Below are 21628 nucleotides of genomic sequence, written 5' to 3'. Positions count from 1 at the left end.
TCTAAGTCAATACTCACGGAATTGGTTCATCTTCTCGAACTTCTTCACCAGCCGTTCCCGCTTCAGCCGCGACAGCCGCTGGATCCAGAACATCCCGTCGAGCTGGTCGATCTCGTGCTGGTGGCATACGGCCCGCAAGGCTTCCGACTCTTCGGTCTGCATGGTCCCGTCGAGATCCTGATAGCTGATCCGCACGCGGGCGTGACGCTGGACCTCGTCGTTGACGCCGGGCATCGAGACGCTGCCCTCCCGGTGCATGATCATCTCCGGCGAAGCCCATGTGATCTCCGGATTGACATAGGTCCGCGCGCCGTCCTTGGCGTCGAGCTCGAGCACCACGACGCGCAAGGGCACGCCGATATGCGGCGCCGTGATGCCGATGCCGGGCGCTGCGCGCATCGTCTCGAGCAGGTCCGCGGCAAGCTCGCGGAGCTGGTCGTCGAATGCGGTGACGGGGCGGGCAGGCATCGCGAGCCGGCGGTCGGGGTAGCGGACGAGGGGGCGGATGGTCATACACGCTCCTACCACTCACGGATGGTTGAAGCACCCGGTTCTTGACGCCCTACCAACTGGAAGGTAGCTAGCTGGTCATGACCAATGTTTCCTCGACCGCCGACGACATTCTGGCCTGCGCCCGCACGCTGATCATTGCCGGCGGCTATAACGGCTTCAGTTACGCCGACATCGCCGATGTCGTCGGAATTCGCAAGCCGAGCATCCACCACCATTTCGCCAGCAAGGTCGATCTGGTCCGCACCCTCGTGTCGCGCTATCGCGAGGAGGCCGCGGCGGGACTCTCCGCAATCGAGCGCAACATCCCTGACCCGAGCGGACAGCTCAAAAGCTATCTCGCCTACTGGGAGGCGTGCATCAAGGACGCGACGGCTCCCTTCTGTGTCTGTGCGCTTCTTGCCAGCGAGCTCCCGCTGCTGCCCGAGGAGGTGGCGCTTGAAGTCCGCGCGCACTTCCGCGCCTTGGCGTCCTGGCTGACCTCGGTGATGGAGCGCGGCAAGCGGCAGGGGCGACTCCAGCTCGCCGGCACCGCGCGGGTCGAGGCTGAAGGATTCATGGCGACTGTTCATGGCGCGATGCTGTCGGCGCGCGCCTATGGCGATCCCAAGATGTTCGGTGTCATCACCCGGCCGCTGCTGGAGCGGCTGTCCGCGACGCGCTGAGATTCATCTGAAGAGCCTGACAATCACACAAGCCTGCGAGACATCTGCGTCGCGGCGAGTCCGCTTCGCTCAAAAAACTACCAACTAGTAGGTAAGGAGACGATTATGAAAGACCATCATCAACTGGATTCCGCCCTGGCCGATCAGGCGCAATGGCTGAGGCTGTACTACTTCGCGCGCGCGGGGTTTTCCGTCGCCTGGGTCGTCGCAGCGTTTGCCGTCGGCCAGTCGTCCGCGCCGATCGCCGCGGTTTTGCTCATCGCCTATCCGGCGTGGGACGCCGCGGCCAATTGGCTCGACGCGCTGCGCAGCGGTGGGCTCAGCCAGAACCGCACGCAGGCTCTGAACGTCCTGGTCAGCCTGGCGACCACCGTCGCGGTCATCCTTGCCTTGCAGGTCAGCATGAACTGGGTGCTCGGCGTGTTCGGTGCATGGGCGATCTTGTCCGGATTGCTTCAACTGGCGACGGCAATCCGGCGCTGGAGGCGTTTTGGCGCGCAGTGGGCCATGGCGCTCAGCGGCGGCCAATCGGCACTGGCAGGCGGCTTCTTCATCGCTCAAGCCGCGATGCCCGCGGCTCCGTCGATCACGAATGTCGCCGGCTATGCTGCGGTCGGCGCGCTCTACTTCCTGGTCTCGGCGATCTGGCTCACCGTCAGCGCGTGGCGGCGCGGCGCCAGGCGGGCTCAGTTGGGGTGATGCGATGGCGTTGGCCGCAGGAACCCGTGGGCGCAAGTGCTTTCCTCGGTATGCGCTCTCCTTGAAAATTGCATGGTCGGCTGATCGATAGTTGGTTTATGACCTACAGGCGATGATCCAAAACGCGCGAGGGCTTCTCCTCGTGCCAGAACATGCGCCAAGCATGCCTCATGTCTGACGATCTGAACTGGCTTTCCGCTCGTGAACTGGCCCGGCGCTTCGCCGGAGGCGATCTGTCGCCGGTCGATGTGCTGGACGCGACCCTGGCGCGGCTGCATGCGGTCGATTCCGTCCTGAACGCGGTGTGCTTGCAGTCCGCGGATCGCTGGCGTCGCGGAACGCCGCTCGGGCCGCTCGACGGCGTGCCCGTCGCGATCAAGGATACCGCGCAGGTCACGGGCTGGCCGATGCGCATCGGCTCCCTCGCCACTGCGGCCGCGCCCAGCACGCAGGATACGCCCGGTGTGGCCCGGCTGCGCGAGGCCGGGGCCGTGTTCTTCTGCAAGACGACGACCCCCGAATTTGGCTGGAAGGGCATCACGCATGGCCCGCTGACCGGCATCACCCGCAATCCCTGGGATATTTCCCGCACGCCCGGCGGCTCCAGCGGCGGCTCGGCCGCATTGGTGGCGGCCGGAGTGGTCTCGCTCGCCACCGGAGGCGATGGCGGCGGCTCCATCCGCATCCCGGCGGCGTTCAGCGGCGTGTTCGGATTGAAGCCGAGCTATGGCGTGGTGCCGAACCTCCCCGGCGTCATGGGAACGCTCGCGGTCTATGGCGGCCTGTCGCGCGATGTCGCCGACAGTGCGCTGTTGTTGAACGTACTCACGCGCCCGGACCCGCGTGATTCCTTTGCCATTCCCCATCGCGGCATCGATTATCTCGATGGCCTTGACCGCGGCGTTGCGGGCCTGCGGATCGCATGGTCGCCCGATCTCGGCTTTGCGGTCGCCGACCCTGCCGTGGTGGCCGGCATGCGGCCGGCGATCGACGCGCTGGTGGAGGCAGGCGCCGACGTGCAGAATGTTGCTCTCGATCTGTCCGGCGCGCAGCATGCGCTGGAAGTGATCTGGGGCGCGTCGCATGCCGCGCTGGTGCGTGACTTCACCGGCGCGCAACTGGCAGCGCTCGATCCGGGCCTGCTGCGACTGATCATCGCCGCCCAGGATCTGTCCGCGCGCGAATTGCAAGCCGCCCATGTCGAGATGCGCGCGCTGAGCCAGCAGATGCAGGCGTTCCATCAGGACTACGACCTGCTGCTGACGCCGACGGTTCCCATCACCGCTTTCGCGGCCGGCATCGATACGCCCGACGCCGCGCGCTTCCCGCAATGGTTCGACTGGACGCCGCTGACATGGCCGTTCAACCTGACGCGCCAACCCGCCGCCTCGGTGCCGTGCGGATTTGTCGAGGGGCTGCCGATCGGCCTGCAGATCGTGGGGCCGATGTTCGCCGAGCAGAATATCCTACGCGCGTGCCGGTGCGTCGAGCAGGCCTGCGCCACCGCCGCGCGACCAGGCCTGGTCGATGGCGCCGCGCGGACGTCTCTGCAAGGACGATGACCTCCAATCGATCGGCGTTAAGGCGCGAGCAGGCCGCACCGGAGGCGGCGCTTGCGGAACCGCGCGCCGGCGGCGCGGTCGCCGGAAAATTAAAGTACCGTCGCCTGTCGGCCGGCGTCGATCCCATTCGTCTTTCACTCAGACAAACTGACTGGAGACAAGGATTATGAACTCGTCCCCCTATCGCTGGGTGATCGTTGCCGCCGGCGGCCTGCTTGGCTGCGTCGCGATCGGCGGCATGTTTTCGCTGCCGGTGTTCCTGCAGCCGATCGCCAAGGACACCGGCTGGTCGGTGACCGGCATCTCCAGTGCCATGACGATCGGCTTTCTGGCGATGGCCTTCACCAGCATGGCCTGGGGTACGGCGACGGACAGGTTCGGGCCGCGGCCAGTGGTGCTGACGGGATCGACCGTGCTGGCGCTGAGCCTGTTCGGGGCCAGCCATGCGACCTCGCTCATTGCGTTCCAGTTCGTGTTCGGCCTCTTGGTCGGCGCCTCCTGCGCGGCGATCTTCGCGCCGATGATGGCGACCGTCACCGGCTGGTTCGACACCCATCGCAGCCTCGCGGTCTCGCTGGTGTCGGCCGGCATGGGCATGGCGCCGATGACGATGTCGCCGCTCGCGGCCTGGCTCGTCTCCAGCCATGACTGGCGCACCTCGATGCAGATCGTGGCGCTGGTGGTCGGCGCCATCATGATCCCGGTGTCGCTGCTGGTGCGCCCTCCGCCCGCGCTCGCGCAGGCGATGCCCGTGCCGTCTGGCGAGGACGCCGCGCAGGCGGAGATGTCGCTGGGCGAGGCGCTGCGCTCGCCGCAATTCATCATCCTGCTCGCGACCAATTTCTTCTGCTGCGCCACCCATTCCGGCCCGATCATCCACACCGTCAGCTATGCCGTGAGCTGCGGCATCCCGCTGATCGCGGCGGTGACGATCTACAGCATCGAGGGGTTTGCCGGCATGGGCGGCCGCATCGCCTTCGGGCTGCTCGGCGATCGCTTCGGCGCCAAGCGCGTGCTGGTCACGGGCCTCCTGTTGCAGGCGTTCGGCGCGCTCGCCTACGTCTTCGCACATCAGCTCGCGACCTTCTACGCGGTCGGCGCCATCTTCGGCTTCATCTATGCCGGTACCATGCCGCTCTACGCGGTGCTGGTGCGCGAAAACTTTCCGCTGCGCATGATGGGCACGGTGATCGGCGGCACCGCGATGGCCGGCAGCCTCGGCATGGCGACGGGACCGCTCGCCGGCGGCCTGATCTACGACGCGTTCTCGAGCTACGCCTGGCTCTACATCGCCTCCAGTGCGATGGGCCTCGGCGCCTTCCTGATGGCGATGACTTTCCGCCCGTTCGCGAAACCGCAAGGGCAGGCGGCGGCCGTAGCGGCGTGAGGCTCAACCGCGCCGCTGTACGTGCTCGATCAGCGCGCGCAGCTTCGGTGCAAGATTCCGGCGGCTCGGGTAATAGAGATAAAAGCCGGCGAAGGAGGGGCAATAGTCTTCCAGGATCGGCACCAGCTCGCCGCGATCGATCGCGGGGCGAAAGCTCGCCTCCATGCCGAAGGTGATGCCGGCGCCGGCCACGGCGAGCTTGATCATCAGCGCCATGTCGTTGGTCGTGATGTCAGGCGCGACCGCGACGCTGAACTCCTTGCCCCTATCCGCAAACTCCCAGCGATAGGGCACGACATTTGGCGCCGGCCGCCAGCCGATGCAGCGAAAGGACGCCAGCTCGGACGGGTGCGCGGGCTCGCCGAAGCGGTCGCGGAATGCCGGTGCGCACACCGCGAGCTGGCGTTCGTTGCCGGCGATCGGCACCGCGATCATGTCCTGCTCGATGACCTCGCCGAGGCGGACGCCGGCGTCATAGCCGGCGGCGACGATGTCGAACTCCTCGTCGGTCACGGTGATATCGAGCTGCACCTCCGGATTGGCTTCAGCGAAGCCGGCGAGAAACGTACCAGACAGAAAATGCTCGGCGATCGAAGAGACCGCGAGCCGCAATCGTCCGCGCGGCCGCCCGCGCAGCGCCTCGGTGCCGTCGAGCGCAGCGCGCATGTCCGCGATGGCCGGGGCGACCTCCGCGTGCAGCCGCTCGCCGGCTTCTGTCAGGCTGACGCTGCGCGTCGTGCGCTGGACCAGCGCGATGCCGAGAGTTTCCTCCAGCCGCCGGATGGTCTGGCTCACCGCCGAGCGGGTCACGCCGAGACGGTCCGCGGCGGCACGAAAATTCCGCTCTTCGGCGACCAGCGCAAAGACGGCGAGGGCGTTGAGATCAGGTTCCATTGGTTAGCATAGCTTATCACCATGGTGAGGCATTGTCGTCTTATCACAGCGACGGCGCCGGTCCATCTTCCCGCCATCACTCCGAAAACAACGGGAAGATCCACATGCCAATCGACAAAGTCATTCTCATCACCGGCGCATCCAGCGGGATCGGCGCAGGGATCGCGCGCGAACTCGCTGCCGCCGGCGCAAAGGTCATGCTGGGGGCGCGGCGTGTCGATCGCCTGAAGGAACTCACCGCCGAACTGAACGGCGCCGGCGGAACGGCATTGGCGCATCCGCTTGATGTGACCGACCACGCCAGCGTCGCCGCCTTCGCAGGCGCCGCGCGCGGCGTCTGGGGCCGCATCGACGTCATCGTCAACAATGCCGGCGTGATGCCGCTGTCGCTGATGGCCTCGCTCAAGGTCGGGGAGTGGGACCGGATGATCGACGTCAACATCAAGGGCGTGCTCTACGGCATCGCCGCCGTGCTGCCGGAGATGGTCGCGCGCGGTTCGGGCCAAATCATCAACATCGCCTCCATCGGCGCCTTGAGCGTGTCGCCGACGGCGGCCGTTTACTGCGCCACCAAACATGCGGTGCGGGCGATCTCGGATGGCCTGCGCCAGGAGCACGACAACATCCGCGTCACCTGCATCCATCCGGGCGTGGTCGAAAGCGAGCTCGCCCACACCATCACCGATCCGGTGGCCGCAGAGGCGATGAAGACATATCGGGCCGTTGCGCTTCAGCCGGATGCCATCGCCCGCGCGGTGCGCTTCGCTATCGCGCAGCCCGATGACGTCGACGTCAACGAGATCGTCGTGCGCCCAACGCGAACGACCTAAAGCCGCTTTTCGAAGAACAGGTCCGGATAGGGATCGTCATTGAAACGCGGGATCTCGCTCCAGCCCGTGCTGCGGTAGAGCTGGCCGGCCTCGGGGAGGGCGCTGTTGGTGTCGAGCCGCAGCAGCTCGACGCCGAGCCCGCGCGCCGCATCCTCGGCCGCGTCCATCAGGCGCCGGCCGAGCCGCAATCCGCGCGCGGCGGGGGCGACCCACAGCCGCTTGATCTCGGCATAGAAGTGATCGGTTCCCTTCAGCCCGACACAGCCGATCGGCAGCGTATCCGACATCGCGACGATGAACGCGCCGCGCGGGCGGCGCATGTCCTTGGCATCGGGGTCGCGCGACAGCGAAACGTCAAAGCCCTGTTTGAAGCGGCGGCCGAGCTCCGCGTAATATTCGCCGAGGCAATAGCGTGCCTGTTCGGATCGTGGATCCATCTCCTCCAGCGCAACGCGCTCGCGCGTCAGCGCGGAGGCGATCATGTCCATCGCCGCGAGCAGCGCCTCGCGCTGCGAATGCTGCACAAGGAAGCTCTCGGCCTGCGTATTCGACAGCGTCTCGTAGGCTGCGAACTCGCGCCGGCCCGTGCGCGTGAGTTTCGCCACGCGGCGGCGGGCATCGTCCTCATGCGCCGTGGTATCGACCAGCCCTTCGTCCTCGAGACTGCGGAGCAGCCGGCTCATCAGCCCGGAATCGAGGCCGAGATAGTCGCGGATCTCCGCGACATCTGTGCGCCCGTGCCCGATCGCATTCAAGACACGGGCCGCGCCGAGCGGCCGGCCGCGCCCCAGGAACGAAGTATCGAGCGCGCCGACGGCAGAGGTGACGGCACGGTTGAAGCGGCGGACGCGGGAGACGGGATCGAGCATATATCTGACTTTAGTCAGATATATCGATCTGGTCAATCGAAGATGGCCGGTCTCACTTCGCCAGCATCAGCAGCGGCTTGTCCTTCGCGACGATATAGGTCGCAAGCTCGCTCGCGGTCGCGTTGCCCACGTTCTTCGCCGCATGCACCGTGCCGGCCGGGATGAACAGCACGTCGCCGGCCTTCAGCGTCACCGGCGGCTTGCCTTCGACGGCGTATTCGATGGCGCCCGACAGCACGTAGATGATCTCTTCGCCCGGATGGGTGTGCCGGCCGAACGCAACACCGGGGGCGAGGTCGACGCGCACCTGCACGGCCTCGCGGCCGGGCGCGCTGAGATCGTGGCGCTGGAGGTCGGTGCGCGTGACACCGGCCGGCTGCGCCGCTGCCGGCAGGGTGAACAGGTTTGCGGCCAGTACGGCGGCGCTGGCGAGGATACGCACGGCTGGGAAAAGGCGATGGCTCATGGTCGGCTCCGTGTGTTCGCTGGATTGATCGCACCGCGCGGGCCCGGCCGACGTTCGGCCGGATCCCGCGTCGTGGCGCTTCAGACGAGGGTCGTGGTCACCTCGATGTTGCCGTGCACCGCCTTGGAGTAGGGGCAGATGCCGTGCGCGGCTTCGATCAGCTCCTGCGCAACCGCGCGGTCGACGCCGGGGACGCTGACGTCGAGGCGGGCGCGCAGGAAGAAGGCGCCACCGGCGTTGTTCAGGTCGATCGCGGCGTCGACCGACGGCTCGCTCGGCAGCTTGACCTTGCGCTGGGCGGCGGCGAGCCCGAGCGCGCCGAGGTAGCAGGCCGACCAGGCGGCGGCGAACAGGTTTTCGGCGGCCGGATGCGGCTGCGCCAGCTTGATGTCGAGGAAGCCGTCGCTGGAGCGCGCGGCACCGTCGGAGCCTGAGGTGACGTGGGTCTTGCCGGTGAAGAGAAGCTTGGCAGCGGATGACATGGCGGGGTCCTTTCGGGATTGAGATAGATCGTATCCGATCTAATCGGATGCGCGTTGAAATAAACCCGCCGCATCCGCCGGTCAAGCTCTTCCGATTTAATCGGATGCGATTTATATCGGTTGGCAGATCACGAATTGCGGAGGTTCCCGTGGCCCGTTCCCCCAAAGTCGCCGGCAAAGGCCGAAAACTGTCGAATTTCCTGTGCTTTGCGGTTTATTCGGCCAATCTCGCCTTCGGCCGCGCCTACAAGCCCCTGCTGGACAAGGTCGGCCTGACCTACACCCAATACATCGCCCTGGTGGCGCTGTCGGAGGAGGACGAGCAGACGGTCAGCGCGCTCGGCGAGAAGCTGTTCCTGGAATCCAACACGCTGACGCCGATCCTTAAGAAGCTCGAGCAGACGGGCTACATCAAGCGCCACCGCGATCCCGCCGACGAGCGGCAGGTGCGGGTGAGCCTGACGGCGGCCGGCCGCAAGTTGATCGAGCAGGACCTCGGCGCATCCGTGATCGAGGCGACCGGCCTCGGCGACGAGTTTCCGGTGGTGCAGAAGACGGTGAGCCGCCTGCGCGACAATCTGCTGCGCCACACCGGATCCGAACAGGAGCGGTCCTGACGTGCGACGCGCCGGCGCTGGCGTTCAGTCGAGCCCCAGCATCTTGCGCGATTTGCGCGTCAGCTTTGCCACGATCAGCGCATGGGCCTGCGCCAGATAGGCGGTGAGTTCGGCATCCGGCAGGGCGTTGTTGCTGACGAGCTGCACCCATTTGGCGCGGGCCAGATACGGCGCCGGACGAGCCACACCGTGCTCGATCAGCATCGCATAGGCCATGTCCGAGACCTTGAACATGTAGCCGCCGGAGCCTGCGGCAAAGCCGCCGCCGAGCGCGAACATCTTGCCGCCGACCTTGAACACGGAGGTGCCCTCCCACTGAACCACCTTGGTGGCGGCGGGCAGGCGCAGGCAACGCGCTTCGAAGCTTTTTGGAGTCATGACGCGAGCGATAGCACGCCGCGTGCGGCTTGCAATGCGCGCGCTTGCTGCTTGCAATGCGCTAGCGGCCGAGCGCCGCGAAGGCGGCAATGGTGCGGTCCACCGCCGCTTCGTCGATGTGGCGATGGGTGACGAGCCGGAGCTGCGAGGGGCCGCTGGCCTGCACCAGGATGCCGTGCCGCTTCACGCCCTCGGCCCATGCGGCGGCCTCACGCGCGCTTGCGGCGACGTCGATGCGCAGAATGTTGGTCTGCACCTGGTCGGGATCGGCGAGCGCCGGGTCGAGCCAGCTCAAGGCCGCGGCGAGCCGCCTCGCTGCAGCGTGATCATCGCGCAGGCGCTCGATCATCGTCTCCAGCGCGACGAGGCCCGCGGCTGCGACGATGCCGGACTGGCGCATGGTGCCGCCGACCAGCTTTCGCAAGGCCCGCGCCCGCGCGACGAACGCCGCGCTGCCGCACAGCAGGCTGCCGACCGGCGCGCTCAGTCCCTTGGACAGGCAGATCATCACGCTGTCGGCATGCTCGGCGATCCGTGCCGCCGGCACGCCGAGCGCGACCGAGGCATTGAAGAGGCGGGCGCCGTCCAGATGCACGGGAATCCCGTTGCTTGGTCCGAGCGCATGAATTCGCATCATGTGCGGCAGGGGCAGCACGGTGCCGCCGGCGCCGTTATGCGTCGTTTCCATCGCGATCAGGCCGGGACGTTCCGAGCCGCGGATCGCGTCCGCAAGCGCTACTTCGTCCATCGCGCCGCGATGGCCCGGCATCGGCCTGGGCGCCAGCCCCGCGATCGTCACGACGCTGCCGAGCTCCGAATTGAGCAGATGCGCGCCGCGATCGGCGAACACATCCGCTCCGCGTTCGGCATGGGCAAGCATCGCCAGGAGATTGCCCATCGTGCCGCTCGGCACGAACAGGGCAGCTTCCTTGCCGATCAAGGCAGCGCCGCGTTCTTCGAGCGCGCGGACGGTCGGATCGCCCTCGCGGCCGTCGTCGCCGAGCGGGGCGCGCTGCATGCGCTCCAGCATCGCCGCGGTCGGCAGCGTGACGGTGTCGCTGCGCAGATCGACGATGCCGTCGCCGCCGTTCTCCTGTGCGGCCATCAGGCGTCCTGCATTTGCAGGCCGGCCGCCGCCGGCTGCGCCTCATCGGCGGCCATGTCGCCGGCAAACTTCTCGACCAGCTTCACCGCGACCGTGTTGCCGAACACGTTGATCGCGGTGCGGCCCATGTCGAGGAAGGCGTCGACGCCGGCGATGACCGCGAGCGCCTCGATCGGCAGCCCGATCGCCGACAGCACCATGGCGATGGCGACGAGCCCACCGGAGGGGACGTTGGCGCTGCCCTTGCTCGCGATCGTCGTGACCATGACGATGGTGAACAGCGTCGACCAGGTCAGCGTCACGCCGTAGGCTTCGGCGAGGAAGGTGACGGCCAGCGCGAAATACATGATGGCGCCGTCGCGGTTGAAGGCGTAGCCGAGCGGCAGCACCACCGAGACGATGCGCTCGGAGGCGCCCATCGCCCGCAGCTTCTCCATGTGCAGCGGCAGGGTCACTTCCGAGGAGCGGGTGGAGAAGGCCAGGATCATCGGCTCCATCACCGCCCTTGTGACGGCCAGCGGCTTCTCGCCGATCGCAAGCAGCATCAGCCAGAAGATCGCGACCATGATGGCGAGGCCCAGATACATCACCCCGACGAGCTTGGCGAGCGCGAGCACGGTGGCGAGGCCTTGGGTCGCGAACAGCCACGCCATCACCGCGAAGATAGCGATCGGGGCGAGCGAGGTGATCCATTTGGTGATCTTGAACATCGCCGCCATCACCGCCTCGAGCACGGCGACCATGGGCTCGCCGACCTTGCCCACCGAGGCGAGGGCCAGGCCGAACAGAATGGCGAAGACGAGGGTCGGCAAGATCTTCTGCTCGGCCATCGCCGCGACGATGTTGGAGGGGATCATGTCCATGAAGAACTTGATCCAGTCCACCGACACCGCGAGGTTTTGCGGCACCTTGCCGGTCGCGGCCAGCGGCGCGCCGGCGCCGGGATGGAAGGCGGCGTTGAGGAGGAGGCCGATCAGGATCGAGACCACGGTGGCGAGGTAGAAATAGCCGAGGCTGATCGCGGCGACGCGCCCCAAGACCTTCAGCTCGCTCCCCATGCGATAGAGGCCGAGCGTGACGGCTGCGAACACCACGGGAATGACGATCATCTTCACCGCCTCGACGAAGGCGGTGCCGACCGGGCGCAGGCTCGCGCCGAAATCCGGCCAGAGCAGGCCGACGCCGAGGCCCAGCACCAATCCGAGCAGCATCTGGAACACGAGCGGCAATCTGAACAGCGACCGGATCATGCGTGGTGGTCTCCTTGTCCCGGATATTGCGCGCGGATCGCGCCCAGCGCGGTGAGGCGGGCCTCGAATGCGGATGACAGATGCCGCCACATGCGCTGCTGCGCGGCGTCAGGATCGTGCGCCTCGATGGCCGCGTAGATATCGAGATGCTCGCTGACGGCCTGGCGCGTGCGCTCGACGCTGTATTGCCGCATCTTCTGGAGGGCGAGGCCGCTCTGCGCGCGCAGATTGTCGTAGGATTGCGCCAGCCGGCCGTTGCCGGTCGCGCGAAACAGTTCGTCGTGGAAGGCCCAGCCGATCTGCTGCGCCTCCTCGACATCGAGGTTTTCGCGCGACTGAATGCTGCGCAACTCCCCGGCGCATTGGCGCAGCGGCTCCGTCGGCCCGCGCGTCGCGGCGAGATAGGCGGCCATGCCTTCGAGCGCGAGCCGCAATTCATGAATCTCGCGCAGATCGTCGAAGGACATCTGGCGCAGGAAGGTGCCGCGCATGGGATGGATGGTGAGCAGGCCGTCCTTGGCGAGCGCCTTCAGCGCCTCACGGATCGGGGTGCGGCCCAGCGCCAGCCGGCTCGACAGGCTGCGTTCGGAGAGGGGTTCGTCAGGCGCAAACTCGCCTGACATGACGAGGTCGCGGAGCAGCGAATAGGCGCGGTCGCGGTCGAGGGAGGCGGTGGGCATAACTGACATACCAGCGGCATGTCAGAGGAATGTCAAGCTGGCCTGCTGATTTTGCTGGTGAAACGAGCCTTGAGACAAAGTCACGGACTCGTGCCTTGCGTATCGCATCTCAAAACATATCTTACGATATATCTAACAGAGGAGATGTAAGATATGTTTCGAGACAAACACCACGGCAGGCACGGCCGGGATGATCATGAATTGCGCTTCGCCTTCGCCATGGGCCGGCACGGCGGCGGGCGGCGCTTCGGCCGCGGTGGGCACGGTTTCTTCGGGCGCGGCGGCGACGATTTTCCGGGGGCGCGACGACTCTCGTCGCAGGACCTTCAGCTGGTGATCCTGGCGCTGCTGGCCGAAAAGCCGGCGCATGGCTATGAGCTGATCAAAATCGTCGAGGAACGCTCCGACGGGTTCTACACGCCGAGCCCCGGCGTGATCTATCCGGCGCTGACCTATCTCGAAGAGGTCGGCCACGCCGGCGTCGAACAGGATGGCGGCCGCAAGCTCTACAGCATCACGCCGCAGGGCGAGGCGTATCTTGCCGAGCAGCGTGCGACCGCGGACGCGATCCTGCAGGCGCTGTCGCGAATCGGGCGCCGCATGGACGAGGTGCGCGAGGCCTTCGCCGGCGTCAGCGATCTCGACGGCGGTGCCTCGGACGAGCTGCATCGGGCTCGCCACAATCTCAAGCGCGCGCTGCGCAGCATGCAAGGCAGCGATTCCGCTGAAGCACGCCGCATCGCCGCGATCCTTGACCGCGCCGCCGCGGAAATCCTCGGCAAGTGACGGACCCCCAAAACGGCTTCGTCTCGATGACGCTGCCGCTCAAGTGCGGCACCGAGCTCAGCCTGAAGCTGGCGTGACGGCGTCGCGGGCGCGCCAGGCGTCGGGAACAACGAACACCTCGTCGGCGCGGCCGTAGCCGCCGTCGGGGACTTCCTCGATCAGCACCATCGTGTGCGGCCGCGCCGCTTCGCCGAAATAGTCGACGAACAGCGCGGTGAGGCGATGCACGATCTCCGCCTTCTGGGCACGAGACAGCGCGGCTTGCGGAATCTTGATGTTGGCGAAAGGCATGATGGGTCTCTCCGTGTGATGTGATCGTGCCGTGCGTCAGACCACGCCGCCATTGGCGCGGATGACCTGGCCGTTGATCCAGCCGCTGTCGCGAGCGGTGAGGAAGGCGACGATTGCTGCGATGTCGTCGGGCTGGCCGAGGCGGCCGAACGGGTTCATGGCGGCAATGGCGCGCACCTGCTGCTCGCTCTTGCCTTCGAGGAAGAGCCGGGTCTCGACCGGCCCGGGCGCCACCGCATTGACGGTGATGCGCCGGCTGCCGAGCTCCTTGGCGAGGATGTGCGTCATGGCTTCGACCGCCGCCTTGGTCGCGGCGTAGACGCCGTAGCCGGGTTGGTAGAGACCGATCACGCTGGAGGAAAAGCTGACGATGCGGCCGCCGTCGCGCAGCCGCCGCGCCGCCTCGCGCAAGGACCGGAACACGCTTCCGAGATTGATCGCTGTCTGCCGCGCGAACGCTTCATCGCTCACCTCGGCGAGCGGCCCGAGTTCCATGACGCCGGCATTGTTGACGAGGATGTCGGCGCCGCCGAAGGCATGCTCTGCCGCATCGAACAGCCGCGAAGGGGTTGCCGGATCGGCGAGGTCGGCCTGCACGGCGATGGCCTGTCCGCCGGCGGCCTCGATCTCGGCGACCAGCGCGTCGGCAGCCGCGCGGCCGCTGGCATAGTTGATCGCGACCGCAATTCCGTCCTGTGCCAGCCGGCGGGCGATCGCTGCGCCGATGCCGCGGGAGCCGCCGGTCACGATGGCTGCGCGCTGATGTTGGTGGGTCATGGCAGGTCTCCTCGTTGTCTTCGGCCGGAGATTTAGCTGATCGCCGTGGCCGGATAATCGCCCGAGACTTGTCATCACTTGTCGGCTGTGGTGAACAATCGGCCATGGACCGATTTGACGCCATGCGTCTGTTCGTTCGCCTCGTCGAGCGGCGGAGTTTTACGGCCGCGGCCGCCGATCTCGGCATTCCCCGCTCGACGGCGAGCGAGGTCCTGCGCGGCCTCGAGTCGCGCTTGGGCGCGCGCCTGCTCGAACGGACGACGCGGCACGTCATGCCGACGCTCGACGGCGAGGACTATTACCGCCGCTGTGTCGCTATCCTGGCCGAGGTCGAGGAAGCGGAAACCGCGATGCGCGATGCACGGCCGCGCGGCCTGCTCCGCATCGACGCCCATCCCTTGCTGACCCGCACCTTCATCCTGCCGCACCTGCCTGCATTCCTGGCGCGCTATCCGCAGCTCGAATTGCAGATCGGGCAGGGCGACCGCCTGGTCGATCTGGTGCGCGAGGGCGTCGATTGCGTGATCCGGTCGGGCGAGCCGGAGGACAGCGGGATGATCCTGCGCCGTCTCGGCACGATCGCGGAAATCACGGTGGCGAGCCCGGCCTATCTCGCCGGCCACGGCATGCCGGCGACGCCGGATGCGCTCGACGGCCATCAGATGGTCGCCTTCGTATCCTCGCGCACCGGCGACGTGCTGCCGCTGGAATTTTCGGTTCCCGGCGCGTTGCGTCACGTCGTGCTGCCGAGCCGGGTTCGCGTCAACAATTCCGACACCATGGCCGATCTCGCGCGGCTCGGCTTCGGCCTCGCCCAGGCCCCGCGCTATCGCTTCGCGGATGATCTCGCCAGCGGCGCGCTGGTCGAGGTGCTCGCCGACTATCCGCCGTCGCCGACGCCGCTCTCCGCGCTGTATTTGCAAAACCGCCAGCCCGCGCTGCGGCTGCGTGTCTTCCTCGACTGGATATCCGGCATTTTTGCCGAGGCGAATCTGTGAGGGAGGCCGCAGAGTCGTAGCCCGGGTGAGCGAAGCGATACCCGGGACCGCCGCTCGCACGAATCCCGGATATCGCTTCGCTCATCCGGGCTACAAGAGCTTGCGTTGCCCGACGGGCAAAACACACAAAAAACAGGTCAATCCGCTCAAGCGAAAATATTCTCCTTTACCGAAATTCGGCTTTGGCGTAGTCATGCGCCACCTCATCCCGGTCAGAGGGGCGTATCGCGATCGTCACGACATGCGGGGTGAGCTGCGGTGGACGCTAGTCACATCGGCGCGAAGAGCTTCGCAGGGCGGGTAACCGTGAGCGAAAGGCCTTCGCGCACACGACCGGTGTGATCTGCGTACGGCAAAACCGTGTCGTCCTGGCGCCCGGGGTCTGTGCGCCAAGTCTTGCGGTGATGTGGCGGCCCGACCGGGCACGCGCATCAGCGATCCGCAAGGCGACGGGGGCAATAGTGCATCGCTCCCCGGGGAGAACTCGGCATAAGCCGTCAAACCACTGCGCAGGGAAGGCCGTGTGTTGGGCTTCACCTGTATGCCGCTGTGCAGATTTTTGTTGCCACCTTTCGCACAGTGGACCGTGGGTGCCCGGCCGGCACCCGGTCTTCCCTGCGCCCTCTGACATCGGAGGGTGTCGCAACGAAGCAAAGCTCGGGCGAGATGAGCCGCGAGGATGCGAAGGTGCGTCTGCGAGGCGAGATGCGAGTTGAGCAAGCGCGGCGACGCCCCTTGCTCCGTCATTGCTTCGCTGCGCTCGCAATGACGATGCAAGTCGAGCTGCGCGCCACATTCTCAACTGTCATCGCCCGACTTGATCGGGCGATCCAGTATCCAGAGACAGCAGTGAGTTGACCGAGAGGCCGCGGCGTACTGGATGCCCCGGTCAAGCCGGGGCATGACAGCGGAGGATTGAGGACGCACCGCACATCACAGACCACGCCGCATTGTGAGTTGTGCCTGCGCCGCAGACCGCTACCATGCGCGCGCCCGGAACACGGGACCAGAACAGCGAGCGGAGGCGACATGAGCGGGCAGGAACGCAAGGTGAAGGGATCGGACCTGTTTGTCGCGGCGCTGGAGAACGAGGGCGTCGACCGCATTTTCGGCGTTCCCGGCGAGGAAAATCTCGATCTCGTGGAATCGCTCCGCACCTCCAAGATCGAGCTGATCCTGACCCGCCACGAGCAGGCGGCCGCCTTCATGGCCGCCACCCATGGCCGGCTGACCGGCAAGCCCGGCGTCTGTCTCTCGACGCTCGGCCCCGGGGCGCTCAATCTGTCCACGGGGGCGGCCTATGCGCATCTCGGCGCGATGCCGATGATCCTGATTACCGGCCAGAAGCCGATCATGAGCAGCCGGCAGGCGCGTTTCCAGATCGTGGACGTGGTCGCGACCATGAAGCCGCTGACAAAGCTGTCGCGGCAGATCATCAGCGCATCGAGCATCCCGACCGTGGTGCGCGATGCCTTTCGCGTGGCGATGGAGGAGCGGCCGGGGCCGGTGCATCTCGAACTGCCCGAGGACATCGCGGGCGACGAAGTGCCGGCCGTTCCCGTGATCCCGGTCCATCCGATCGAAATTCCGGTCGCCCATCGCGCCGCACTCGATCGTGCGGCCGAGATGATTCTCGCGGCAAGGCATCCGCTGGTGATGATGGGCGCTGCGACCAGCCGGCCACGATCGACCCACGGCATCGCGAGCTTCGTGCGGCGAACCGGCATTCCCTTTTTCACCACGCAGATGGGGAAGGGCACCGTGCCCGGCGGCACCAATCTCTATATGGGCACCGCGGCGCTGTCGGAGCGCGACTATGTCCATGACGCGATCGACGCCGCCGATCTGATCGTGGCGATCGGTCATGATCCGATCGAGAAGCCGCCCTTCATCATGGGGCCGTCGGGCCCGAAGGTGATCCACGTCAGCTACACGTCGGCCAGCGTCGAGCAGGTCTATTTCCCGGATGCCGAGGTCGTCGGCGACGTGGGCCCGAGCCTGGAGCTGCTGGCGGACCGCCTCGAAGGCAAGTTGCCGCAAGCCGCGGCGCTGCTGCCACTCCGTGAGGAGATACTCAGGCATATCGCCGACCGCGCCACCGAGGCACGCTGGCCGCCGACGCCGCAGCGGATCGTGCACGACATCCGCCAGGTGATCCCGGAGAACGGCATCGTCGCGCTCGACAACGGCATGTACAAGATCTGGTTCGCGCGCAACTACCGTACCCGCGTCGCCAACACGCTCTTGCTGGACAACGCGCTGGCGACGATGGGCGCCGGCCTGCCGTCGGCGATGATGGCGGCGATGCTCTTTCCCGACCGCCGCGTGCTCGCGGTTGCCGGCGACGGCGGCTTCATGATGAACAGCCAGGAGATGGAGACCGCCGTCCGTCTCAAGCTCAACCTGGTCGTGCTGGTGCTGGAGGACAACGCCTACGGCATGATCCGCTGGAAGCAGGCCGTCGATCATTTCGCCGATTTCGGCATGACCTTTGGCAATCCCGATTTCGTCCTCTACGCGAAGGCCTATGGGGCCAAGGGCCATCGTATCGCGAGCATCGACAGCTTCGGTCCGACGCTGGATGCCGCCTTCAAGGAGGGCGGCGTGCACCTGATCGTGATCCCGATCGACTATTCGGAGAACGTGCGGGTGCTCGTGGATGAGCTGCGGGCTCACGAGAAGTCGAAGGCGTGATGTGCTCGTCACTCTCGCCACACCCGTCATTGCGAGCGTAGCGAAGCAATCCAGAGTGTTTCCGCAGAGGCAATCTGGATTGCTTCGTCGCTGCGCTCCTCGCAATGACGGAGTATGCCGATCAGCCAAAATGCGATAACACCTTGCGTCAACGTAATCCAACCAACCACAGGATTCTGAAATGACTCGCGTTCGTTGTGTCACCGAGATGGGCATGGGCGTCGACGTCCACGGCAGGGACGCCACCAAGGCGGCGAAGCGGGCGGTGTCGGATGCGATCAGGCATTCGAGCCTGGGTTTCTTCCGGATGATCGGCAAGACCGCGAACGACATGTTCGTCGATGTCACGATCGGGGTGCCCAACCCTGAGGCGGTGGACAAGGAAGCCGTTGCAAAGGAGCTGCCCTACGGCACCGTGACCGTGACTGCGATCAAGGGCGGGCTGGAGATTCCCTCGGCTACGGAAGTGGCCAACGACCCCATCCTCATCGCCAATGCGGCCGTCATCGTCAGCTTCGACAAGGATTAGGCCGGTGTCCGACAGCAATGAGGCGCTGCTGGATCGCCCGATCTGGAGCGCACTGACAACGAGCCAGAAGCATCTGGCGGAGGGCGGTCCGCGAGCGCGGCGCTATCCCGTGGACATGACGCCGTTTGCCGACATGGTCGACATGTCGCCGGCAAGTTTTGCTGCGCTCCATGATCTCCTGTCGGGCTCGCAGGTTGCCGCGCTGTTCACGCCGGAGCCGGTCGAAATGCCCGCCGGTTTCAAGGTCGTGCTGGCCGAGACCGGCGAGCAGATGATCGGCTCGCCTGCCGACAGTCCGCTCCGCGATGCCGAGATCGTCACATTGGGCGCCGGTGACGTTCCCGCCATGATGGCGCTGACGGAGCTGACCAAGCCCGGGCCATTCGCGCTGCGCACCCACGAGCTCGGCACGTTCCTCGGCATCCGCGCCGGCGGCGAGTTGGTCGCGATGACGGGCGAGCGGATGAAGCCGGGAAAGTTCGTCGAGATGACGGCCGTCTGCGTGCATCCGGAATATCGGGGGCGTGGCTACGCGCAGGCGCTGCTCGCGGCGGTCGCGCGCCGGATCGAGGCGCGCGGCGAGATTCCGTTCCTGCACGTGTTCTCGAACAATACATCCGCGATCGCGCTGTACCAGCGACAGGGCATGCGGATTCGGCGGCGCCTGTACGTCACTGCGTTTATGAAGGAGGGATAGGCTCCCTCAGGTGCCGCCCTTCATTTCCTTCGAATTCACGCTATATCCGTCCCAACCACAATTGGGGGAAACACATGGACGCCAGGACAACCGATTTTTCCGCCGTACGGACGGCGATGCAGCGCTACGTCGATCAGGAGATCGTTCCCGGCGTGTCCTGGGCGGTGCTGCGCGGCGGCGAGGTCGTCGACCAGCAATGCGTCGGCTTCGCTGATCGCGAGGCCAACACCGCGCTGCGGCCCGACCACATTTTCCGCGCGTTTTCGAATACCAAGATCTTCATCACGTGCTCGATCATGCTTCTGATGGAAGAGGGGCGCATCGGGCTTGACGACGTTGTCGAAAAATTCCTGCCGCAGCTCGGCAATCGCAAGGTGCTGAAGCAGGGCGCGTCGGGTCTTGCCGATGTCGAGCCCGCGAAGGGGTCGATCACGATCCGCCAGCTCCTGACCCACACCTCCGGCCTCAGCTACGGCATCTTCGATCCCGGCGCGGTGCTGTTCAAGGGCTATAACGACGCGCGCGTGCTCAATCCGCTGACGCCGCTGACCGACATGATCGACCAGCTTGCCGATCTGCCGCTGTCCTATCATCCCGGCAGCGGCTGGGAATATTCAGTCGCGACCGACGTGCTCGGCCGCGTCGTCGAGGTCGCCTCCGGAACATCGCTCGATGCCTTCCTCAAGGCGCGCATTTTCGATCCGCTCGGCATTACCGACACCGGATTTTACGTGCCCGAAGCGCAGCAGGGCAGGCTGGTCGCGCTCTACACCGGCGCCGACGTGCTCGACCCGATGAAGCCCGGCCTGACGCGGGCCGACAATCTGCCTTATCCGCAAGCCTATCGCCGCCCGTTCCCGCGGCTCTCCGGCGGCGGAGGTCTGGTCTCGACGCTGCCGGACATGCTCGCGCTGGCGCGCGCATTGGTGCCCGGGTCGGATACGCTGCTGAAGCCGGACACGCTGCGGCAGATGATGACGAACCAGCTGCCCGCAGGGCAGACCATCCGCTTCGCCAATCTCGGGCCGATGCCCGGCAAGGGTTTTGGTCTCGGCGGTGCCGTCACCTTCGCACCGACGCCGTTCGATCCGCCGAATTCCACCGGCGAATTCCAGTGGGGCGGGCTTGCCGGCACCCATTGGTGGATCTGCCCGCAGGCCAATACCGCGGGTGTCCTGATGGCCCAGCGGCACATGGGCTTCTGGAATCCGTTCTTCTTCGAGTTCAAGCGCCTGGCCTACCAGGCGGTCGGAGGCTGATCGCAAAAAAATTGCAGGCCTCCGCGAATCCTTTTCGCCCGTCGTGCCCTCCTTGTCGTCGAGGCATTCCGCCTCGGCTCGTGTCGGAGGATGTGATGGGATTTTACAGGAAGAACATCGGTGGCCTGCATCAGGCGGTGCGGGTGGCGCTCGGACTTGCGGTCGTGATTGCCGGGTTCGCGTATCTGTCCGGGCTTGCGGCGTGGCTGGTCGCGCTCGGCGGCGCAGGCGTCGCGCTGACCGGCCTCGTCGGCTACTGCCCGATGTGCGCGATGGCCGGGATCGGACGAGGAGGCGTGTCGTGAGTGCGGCTGCGATCCCGCCCAACCTGTTCGAGGCTGCGCGCCTCGGCGATCCCGAGGCGATCGCCTCGCTGCTGGCGACGGCGCAGCCGGATATCCGCCGCTACGCGCGCGCGAGCTGCCGCAGCTCGGCGGATGCCGAGGATGCGACGCAGGAGGCGCTGTGGATCCTGTTCCGCCATGTCGGCAGCATCCGATCGCTGCTGGCGTTTTCCGCCTGGCTGTTCAGCGTGGTCCGCCGCGAATGCCTGCGGCTTGCGCGCAAGGCCGGCCTTGTGCCGGCCATCGATTTCAGTGAAGCGGAGGCCGCACTGCTGTCGCGGCCGGAGGCGGATCTGCGGCTCGACGTAGCCGCGGCTTTCGAAGCGCTGCCGCCGCACTATCGCGACGTCGCGCTGATGCGCGACGTCAAGGAAATGACCATCGACGAAATCGCCGTCGCACTCGGTGCGTCCAGGCAGACCGTCAAGGCCCGCCTGCATCGCGCCCGCGCCTTGATGCGCGAATATCTGACGAGATGAGACATGACCGATTATCAAAATCCCGATGACCTGAAATCCGTCCCGGCCTTCATTGCGCTCGCGCCGGTCGAGGCCAACGCCTTCCTCGCCTTCAATCATGCCGTCGAGCGCAAGGACGGCTTGATCCCGCCGAAATATCGCGAGCTGATCTCGCTCGCGGTCGCGCTCACCACGCAATGCGCTTATTGCCTCGACGTGCATACGGCACAGGCGGCGAAGGCCGGCGCGACGCGCGAGGAAGTCGCGGAAGCGGCGTTGATCGCCGCCGCGGTCCGCGCCGGCGGCACGCTCGGCCATGCGCTGTTGGCGCAACGCCTGTTCGAGCGACATCGAGGCGAGGGGGCGGGATGAGCTGCATCGGTCGGTGACTGGATCGTGCG

26 protein-coding genes are annotated in these 21628 nt (G+C 66.3%); 15 read left to right on the top strand and 11 right to left on the bottom strand.

Annotated features, from left to right (window positions below; all coding sequences use genetic code 11):
- Nucleotides 1-6: 6 nt before the first annotated feature.
- The gene (locus tag XI08_RS28615; protein WP_271576941.1) at nt 7-513 is read right to left on the bottom strand and encodes a peptide deformylase; all 507 of its coding nucleotides are present in this window, start codon (nt 511-513) and stop codon (nt 7-9) included.
- 77 nt (nt 514-590) lie between these two features.
- Here XI08_RS28615 and XI08_RS28610 point away from each other — a divergent pair, with 77 nt between their 5' ends.
- From XI08_RS28610 to XI08_RS28595, 4 genes are all read left to right on the top strand, one after another.
- Entirely contained in the window at nt 591-1175 is a 585-nt protein-coding gene (locus tag XI08_RS28610) for a TetR/AcrR family transcriptional regulator (protein ID WP_271576940.1), read from the top strand.
- 105 nt (nt 1176-1280) lie between these two features.
- A complete protein-coding gene (locus XI08_RS28605; RefSeq protein ID WP_271576939.1) occupies nt 1281-1874 on the top strand; it encodes a DUF308 domain-containing protein in 594 nt (197 codons plus the stop codon).
- A 170-nt stretch (nt 1875-2044) separates the two neighbouring features.
- Nucleotides 2045-3436 (top strand): amidase, encoded by a 1392-nt coding sequence (locus tag XI08_RS28600; protein WP_271576938.1) that lies wholly within the window; start codon nt 2045-2047, stop codon nt 3434-3436.
- A 166-nt stretch (nt 3437-3602) separates the two neighbouring features.
- A complete protein-coding gene (locus XI08_RS28595; RefSeq protein ID WP_271576937.1) occupies nt 3603-4823 on the top strand; it encodes an MFS transporter in 1221 nt (406 codons plus the stop codon).
- 3 nt (nt 4824-4826) lie between these two features.
- Here XI08_RS28595 and XI08_RS28590 read toward each other — a convergent pair whose 3' ends face one another.
- Nucleotides 4827-5717 (bottom strand): LysR family transcriptional regulator, encoded by an 891-nt coding sequence (locus tag XI08_RS28590; RefSeq protein ID WP_271576936.1) that lies wholly within the window; start codon nt 5715-5717, stop codon nt 4827-4829.
- A 104-nt stretch (nt 5718-5821) separates the two neighbouring features.
- Between XI08_RS28590 and XI08_RS28585 the strand changes: the two genes are divergently transcribed.
- Entirely contained in the window at nt 5822-6547 is a 726-nt protein-coding gene (locus XI08_RS28585; protein WP_271576935.1) for an SDR family oxidoreductase, read from the top strand.
- On the opposite strand, the gene XI08_RS28580 is transcribed toward XI08_RS28585, so the two are convergent.
- From XI08_RS28580 to XI08_RS28570, 3 genes are all read right to left on the bottom strand, one after another.
- Nucleotides 6544-7416, bottom strand: a complete 873-nt coding sequence (locus tag XI08_RS28580) for a bifunctional helix-turn-helix transcriptional regulator/GNAT family N-acetyltransferase (RefSeq protein ID WP_271576934.1) — start codon at nt 7414-7416, stop codon at nt 6544-6546. The two genes, XI08_RS28585 and XI08_RS28580, sit on opposite strands and share 4 nt — an antisense overlap.
- A 52-nt stretch (nt 7417-7468) precedes the next feature.
- A complete protein-coding gene (locus XI08_RS28575; RefSeq protein WP_271576933.1) occupies nt 7469-7882 on the bottom strand; it encodes a cupin domain-containing protein in 414 nt (137 codons plus the stop codon).
- A gap of 80 nt (nt 7883-7962) precedes the next feature.
- Nucleotides 7963-8364 carry an Ohr family peroxiredoxin gene (locus XI08_RS28570; protein WP_271576932.1) on the bottom strand — a complete coding sequence of 134 codons (402 nt, stop codon included), beginning with the start codon at nt 8362-8364 and terminating at the stop codon, nt 7963-7965.
- Nucleotides 8365-8513: 149 nt separating this feature from the next.
- Between XI08_RS28570 and XI08_RS28565 the strand changes: the two genes are divergently transcribed.
- On the top strand, nt 8514-8981 hold the full coding sequence (locus XI08_RS28565; RefSeq protein ID WP_271576931.1) for a MarR family winged helix-turn-helix transcriptional regulator: 468 nt from the start codon (nt 8514-8516) through the stop codon (nt 8979-8981).
- A 24-nt stretch (nt 8982-9005) separates the two neighbouring features.
- On the opposite strand, the gene XI08_RS28560 is transcribed toward XI08_RS28565, so the two are convergent.
- From XI08_RS28560 to XI08_RS28545, 4 genes are all read right to left on the bottom strand, one after another.
- The gene (locus XI08_RS28560) at nt 9006-9359 is read right to left on the bottom strand and encodes an MmcQ/YjbR family DNA-binding protein (protein ID WP_135173400.1); all 354 of its coding nucleotides are present in this window, start codon (nt 9357-9359) and stop codon (nt 9006-9008) included.
- A 61-nt stretch (nt 9360-9420) separates the two neighbouring features.
- Complete coding sequence (locus tag XI08_RS28555) at nt 9421-10464, bottom strand: threonine aldolase family protein (protein ID WP_271576930.1); 1044 nt, start codon at nt 10462-10464, stop codon at nt 9421-9423.
- Nucleotides 10464-11714, bottom strand: a complete 1251-nt coding sequence (locus tag XI08_RS28550) for a dicarboxylate/amino acid:cation symporter (protein WP_271576929.1) — start codon at nt 11712-11714, stop codon at nt 10464-10466. Before XI08_RS28550 ends, XI08_RS28555 begins: the two co-directional genes overlap by 1 nt.
- Nucleotides 11711-12394, bottom strand: a complete 684-nt coding sequence (locus XI08_RS28545; RefSeq protein WP_271576928.1) for a GntR family transcriptional regulator — start codon at nt 12392-12394, stop codon at nt 11711-11713. Before XI08_RS28545 ends, XI08_RS28550 begins: the two co-directional genes overlap by 4 nt.
- 153 nt (nt 12395-12547) lie before the next feature.
- Here XI08_RS28545 and XI08_RS28540 point away from each other — a divergent pair, with 153 nt between their 5' ends.
- A complete protein-coding gene (locus XI08_RS28540) occupies nt 12548-13180 on the top strand; it encodes a PadR family transcriptional regulator (protein ID WP_027543039.1) in 633 nt (210 codons plus the stop codon).
- A 57-nt stretch (nt 13181-13237) separates the two neighbouring features.
- Here XI08_RS28540 and XI08_RS28535 read toward each other — a convergent pair whose 3' ends face one another.
- Nucleotides 13238-13471, bottom strand: a complete 234-nt coding sequence (locus tag XI08_RS28535) for a tautomerase family protein (RefSeq protein ID WP_060911705.1) — start codon at nt 13469-13471, stop codon at nt 13238-13240.
- Nucleotides 13472-13507: 36 nt separating this feature from the next.
- A complete protein-coding gene (locus XI08_RS28530; RefSeq protein ID WP_271576927.1) occupies nt 13508-14248 on the bottom strand; it encodes an SDR family oxidoreductase in 741 nt (246 codons plus the stop codon).
- Nucleotides 14249-14352: 104 nt separating this feature from the next.
- Between XI08_RS28530 and XI08_RS28525 the strand changes: the two genes are divergently transcribed.
- From XI08_RS28525 to XI08_RS28490, 8 genes are all read left to right on the top strand, one after another.
- Nucleotides 14353-15246, top strand: coding sequence for a LysR family transcriptional regulator (locus tag XI08_RS28525; protein ID WP_271576926.1), 894 nt, complete (start codon nt 14353-14355; stop codon nt 15244-15246).
- A gap of 1029 nt (nt 15247-16275) precedes the next feature.
- Nucleotides 16276-17940, top strand: a complete 1665-nt coding sequence (locus XI08_RS28520) for an acetolactate synthase large subunit (RefSeq protein ID WP_027543035.1) — start codon at nt 16276-16278, stop codon at nt 17938-17940.
- A gap of 181 nt (nt 17941-18121) precedes the next feature.
- Entirely contained in the window at nt 18122-18469 is a 348-nt protein-coding gene (locus XI08_RS28515; RefSeq protein WP_271576925.1) for a Lin0512 family protein, read from the top strand.
- Nucleotides 18435-19166 carry a GNAT family N-acetyltransferase gene (locus XI08_RS28510; protein ID WP_442869868.1) on the top strand — a complete coding sequence of 244 codons (732 nt, stop codon included), beginning with the start codon at nt 18435-18437 and terminating at the stop codon, nt 19164-19166. The genes XI08_RS28515 and XI08_RS28510 overlap by 35 nt, the downstream gene beginning before the upstream one ends.
- Nucleotides 19167-19240: 74 nt before the next feature.
- Nucleotides 19241-20425 carry a serine hydrolase domain-containing protein gene (locus XI08_RS28505; protein WP_271576923.1) on the top strand — a complete coding sequence of 395 codons (1185 nt, stop codon included), beginning with the start codon at nt 19241-19243 and terminating at the stop codon, nt 20423-20425.
- 95 nt (nt 20426-20520) lie between these two features.
- Nucleotides 20521-20730 carry a YgaP family membrane protein gene (locus XI08_RS28500; protein ID WP_271576922.1) on the top strand — a complete coding sequence of 70 codons (210 nt, stop codon included), beginning with the start codon at nt 20521-20523 and terminating at the stop codon, nt 20728-20730.
- A complete protein-coding gene (locus XI08_RS28495) occupies nt 20727-21248 on the top strand; it encodes an RNA polymerase sigma factor (RefSeq protein ID WP_271576921.1) in 522 nt (173 codons plus the stop codon). The genes XI08_RS28500 and XI08_RS28495 overlap by 4 nt, the downstream gene beginning before the upstream one ends.
- Before the next feature lie 3 nt (nt 21249-21251).
- Nucleotides 21252-21599 carry a carboxymuconolactone decarboxylase family protein gene (locus tag XI08_RS28490; RefSeq protein WP_271576920.1) on the top strand — a complete coding sequence of 116 codons (348 nt, stop codon included), beginning with the start codon at nt 21252-21254 and terminating at the stop codon, nt 21597-21599.
- The last annotated feature ends 29 nt before the right edge of the window (nt 21600-21628 follow it).

It is taken from the genome of Bradyrhizobium sp. CCBAU 11361 (assembly GCF_028128935.1).
Classification (GTDB): Bacteria; Pseudomonadota; Alphaproteobacteria; order Rhizobiales; family Xanthobacteraceae; genus Bradyrhizobium; species Bradyrhizobium niftali.
Note: the sequence above shows the minus strand (reverse complement) of the source record. Positions and strands in the feature narration are given on the sequence as shown.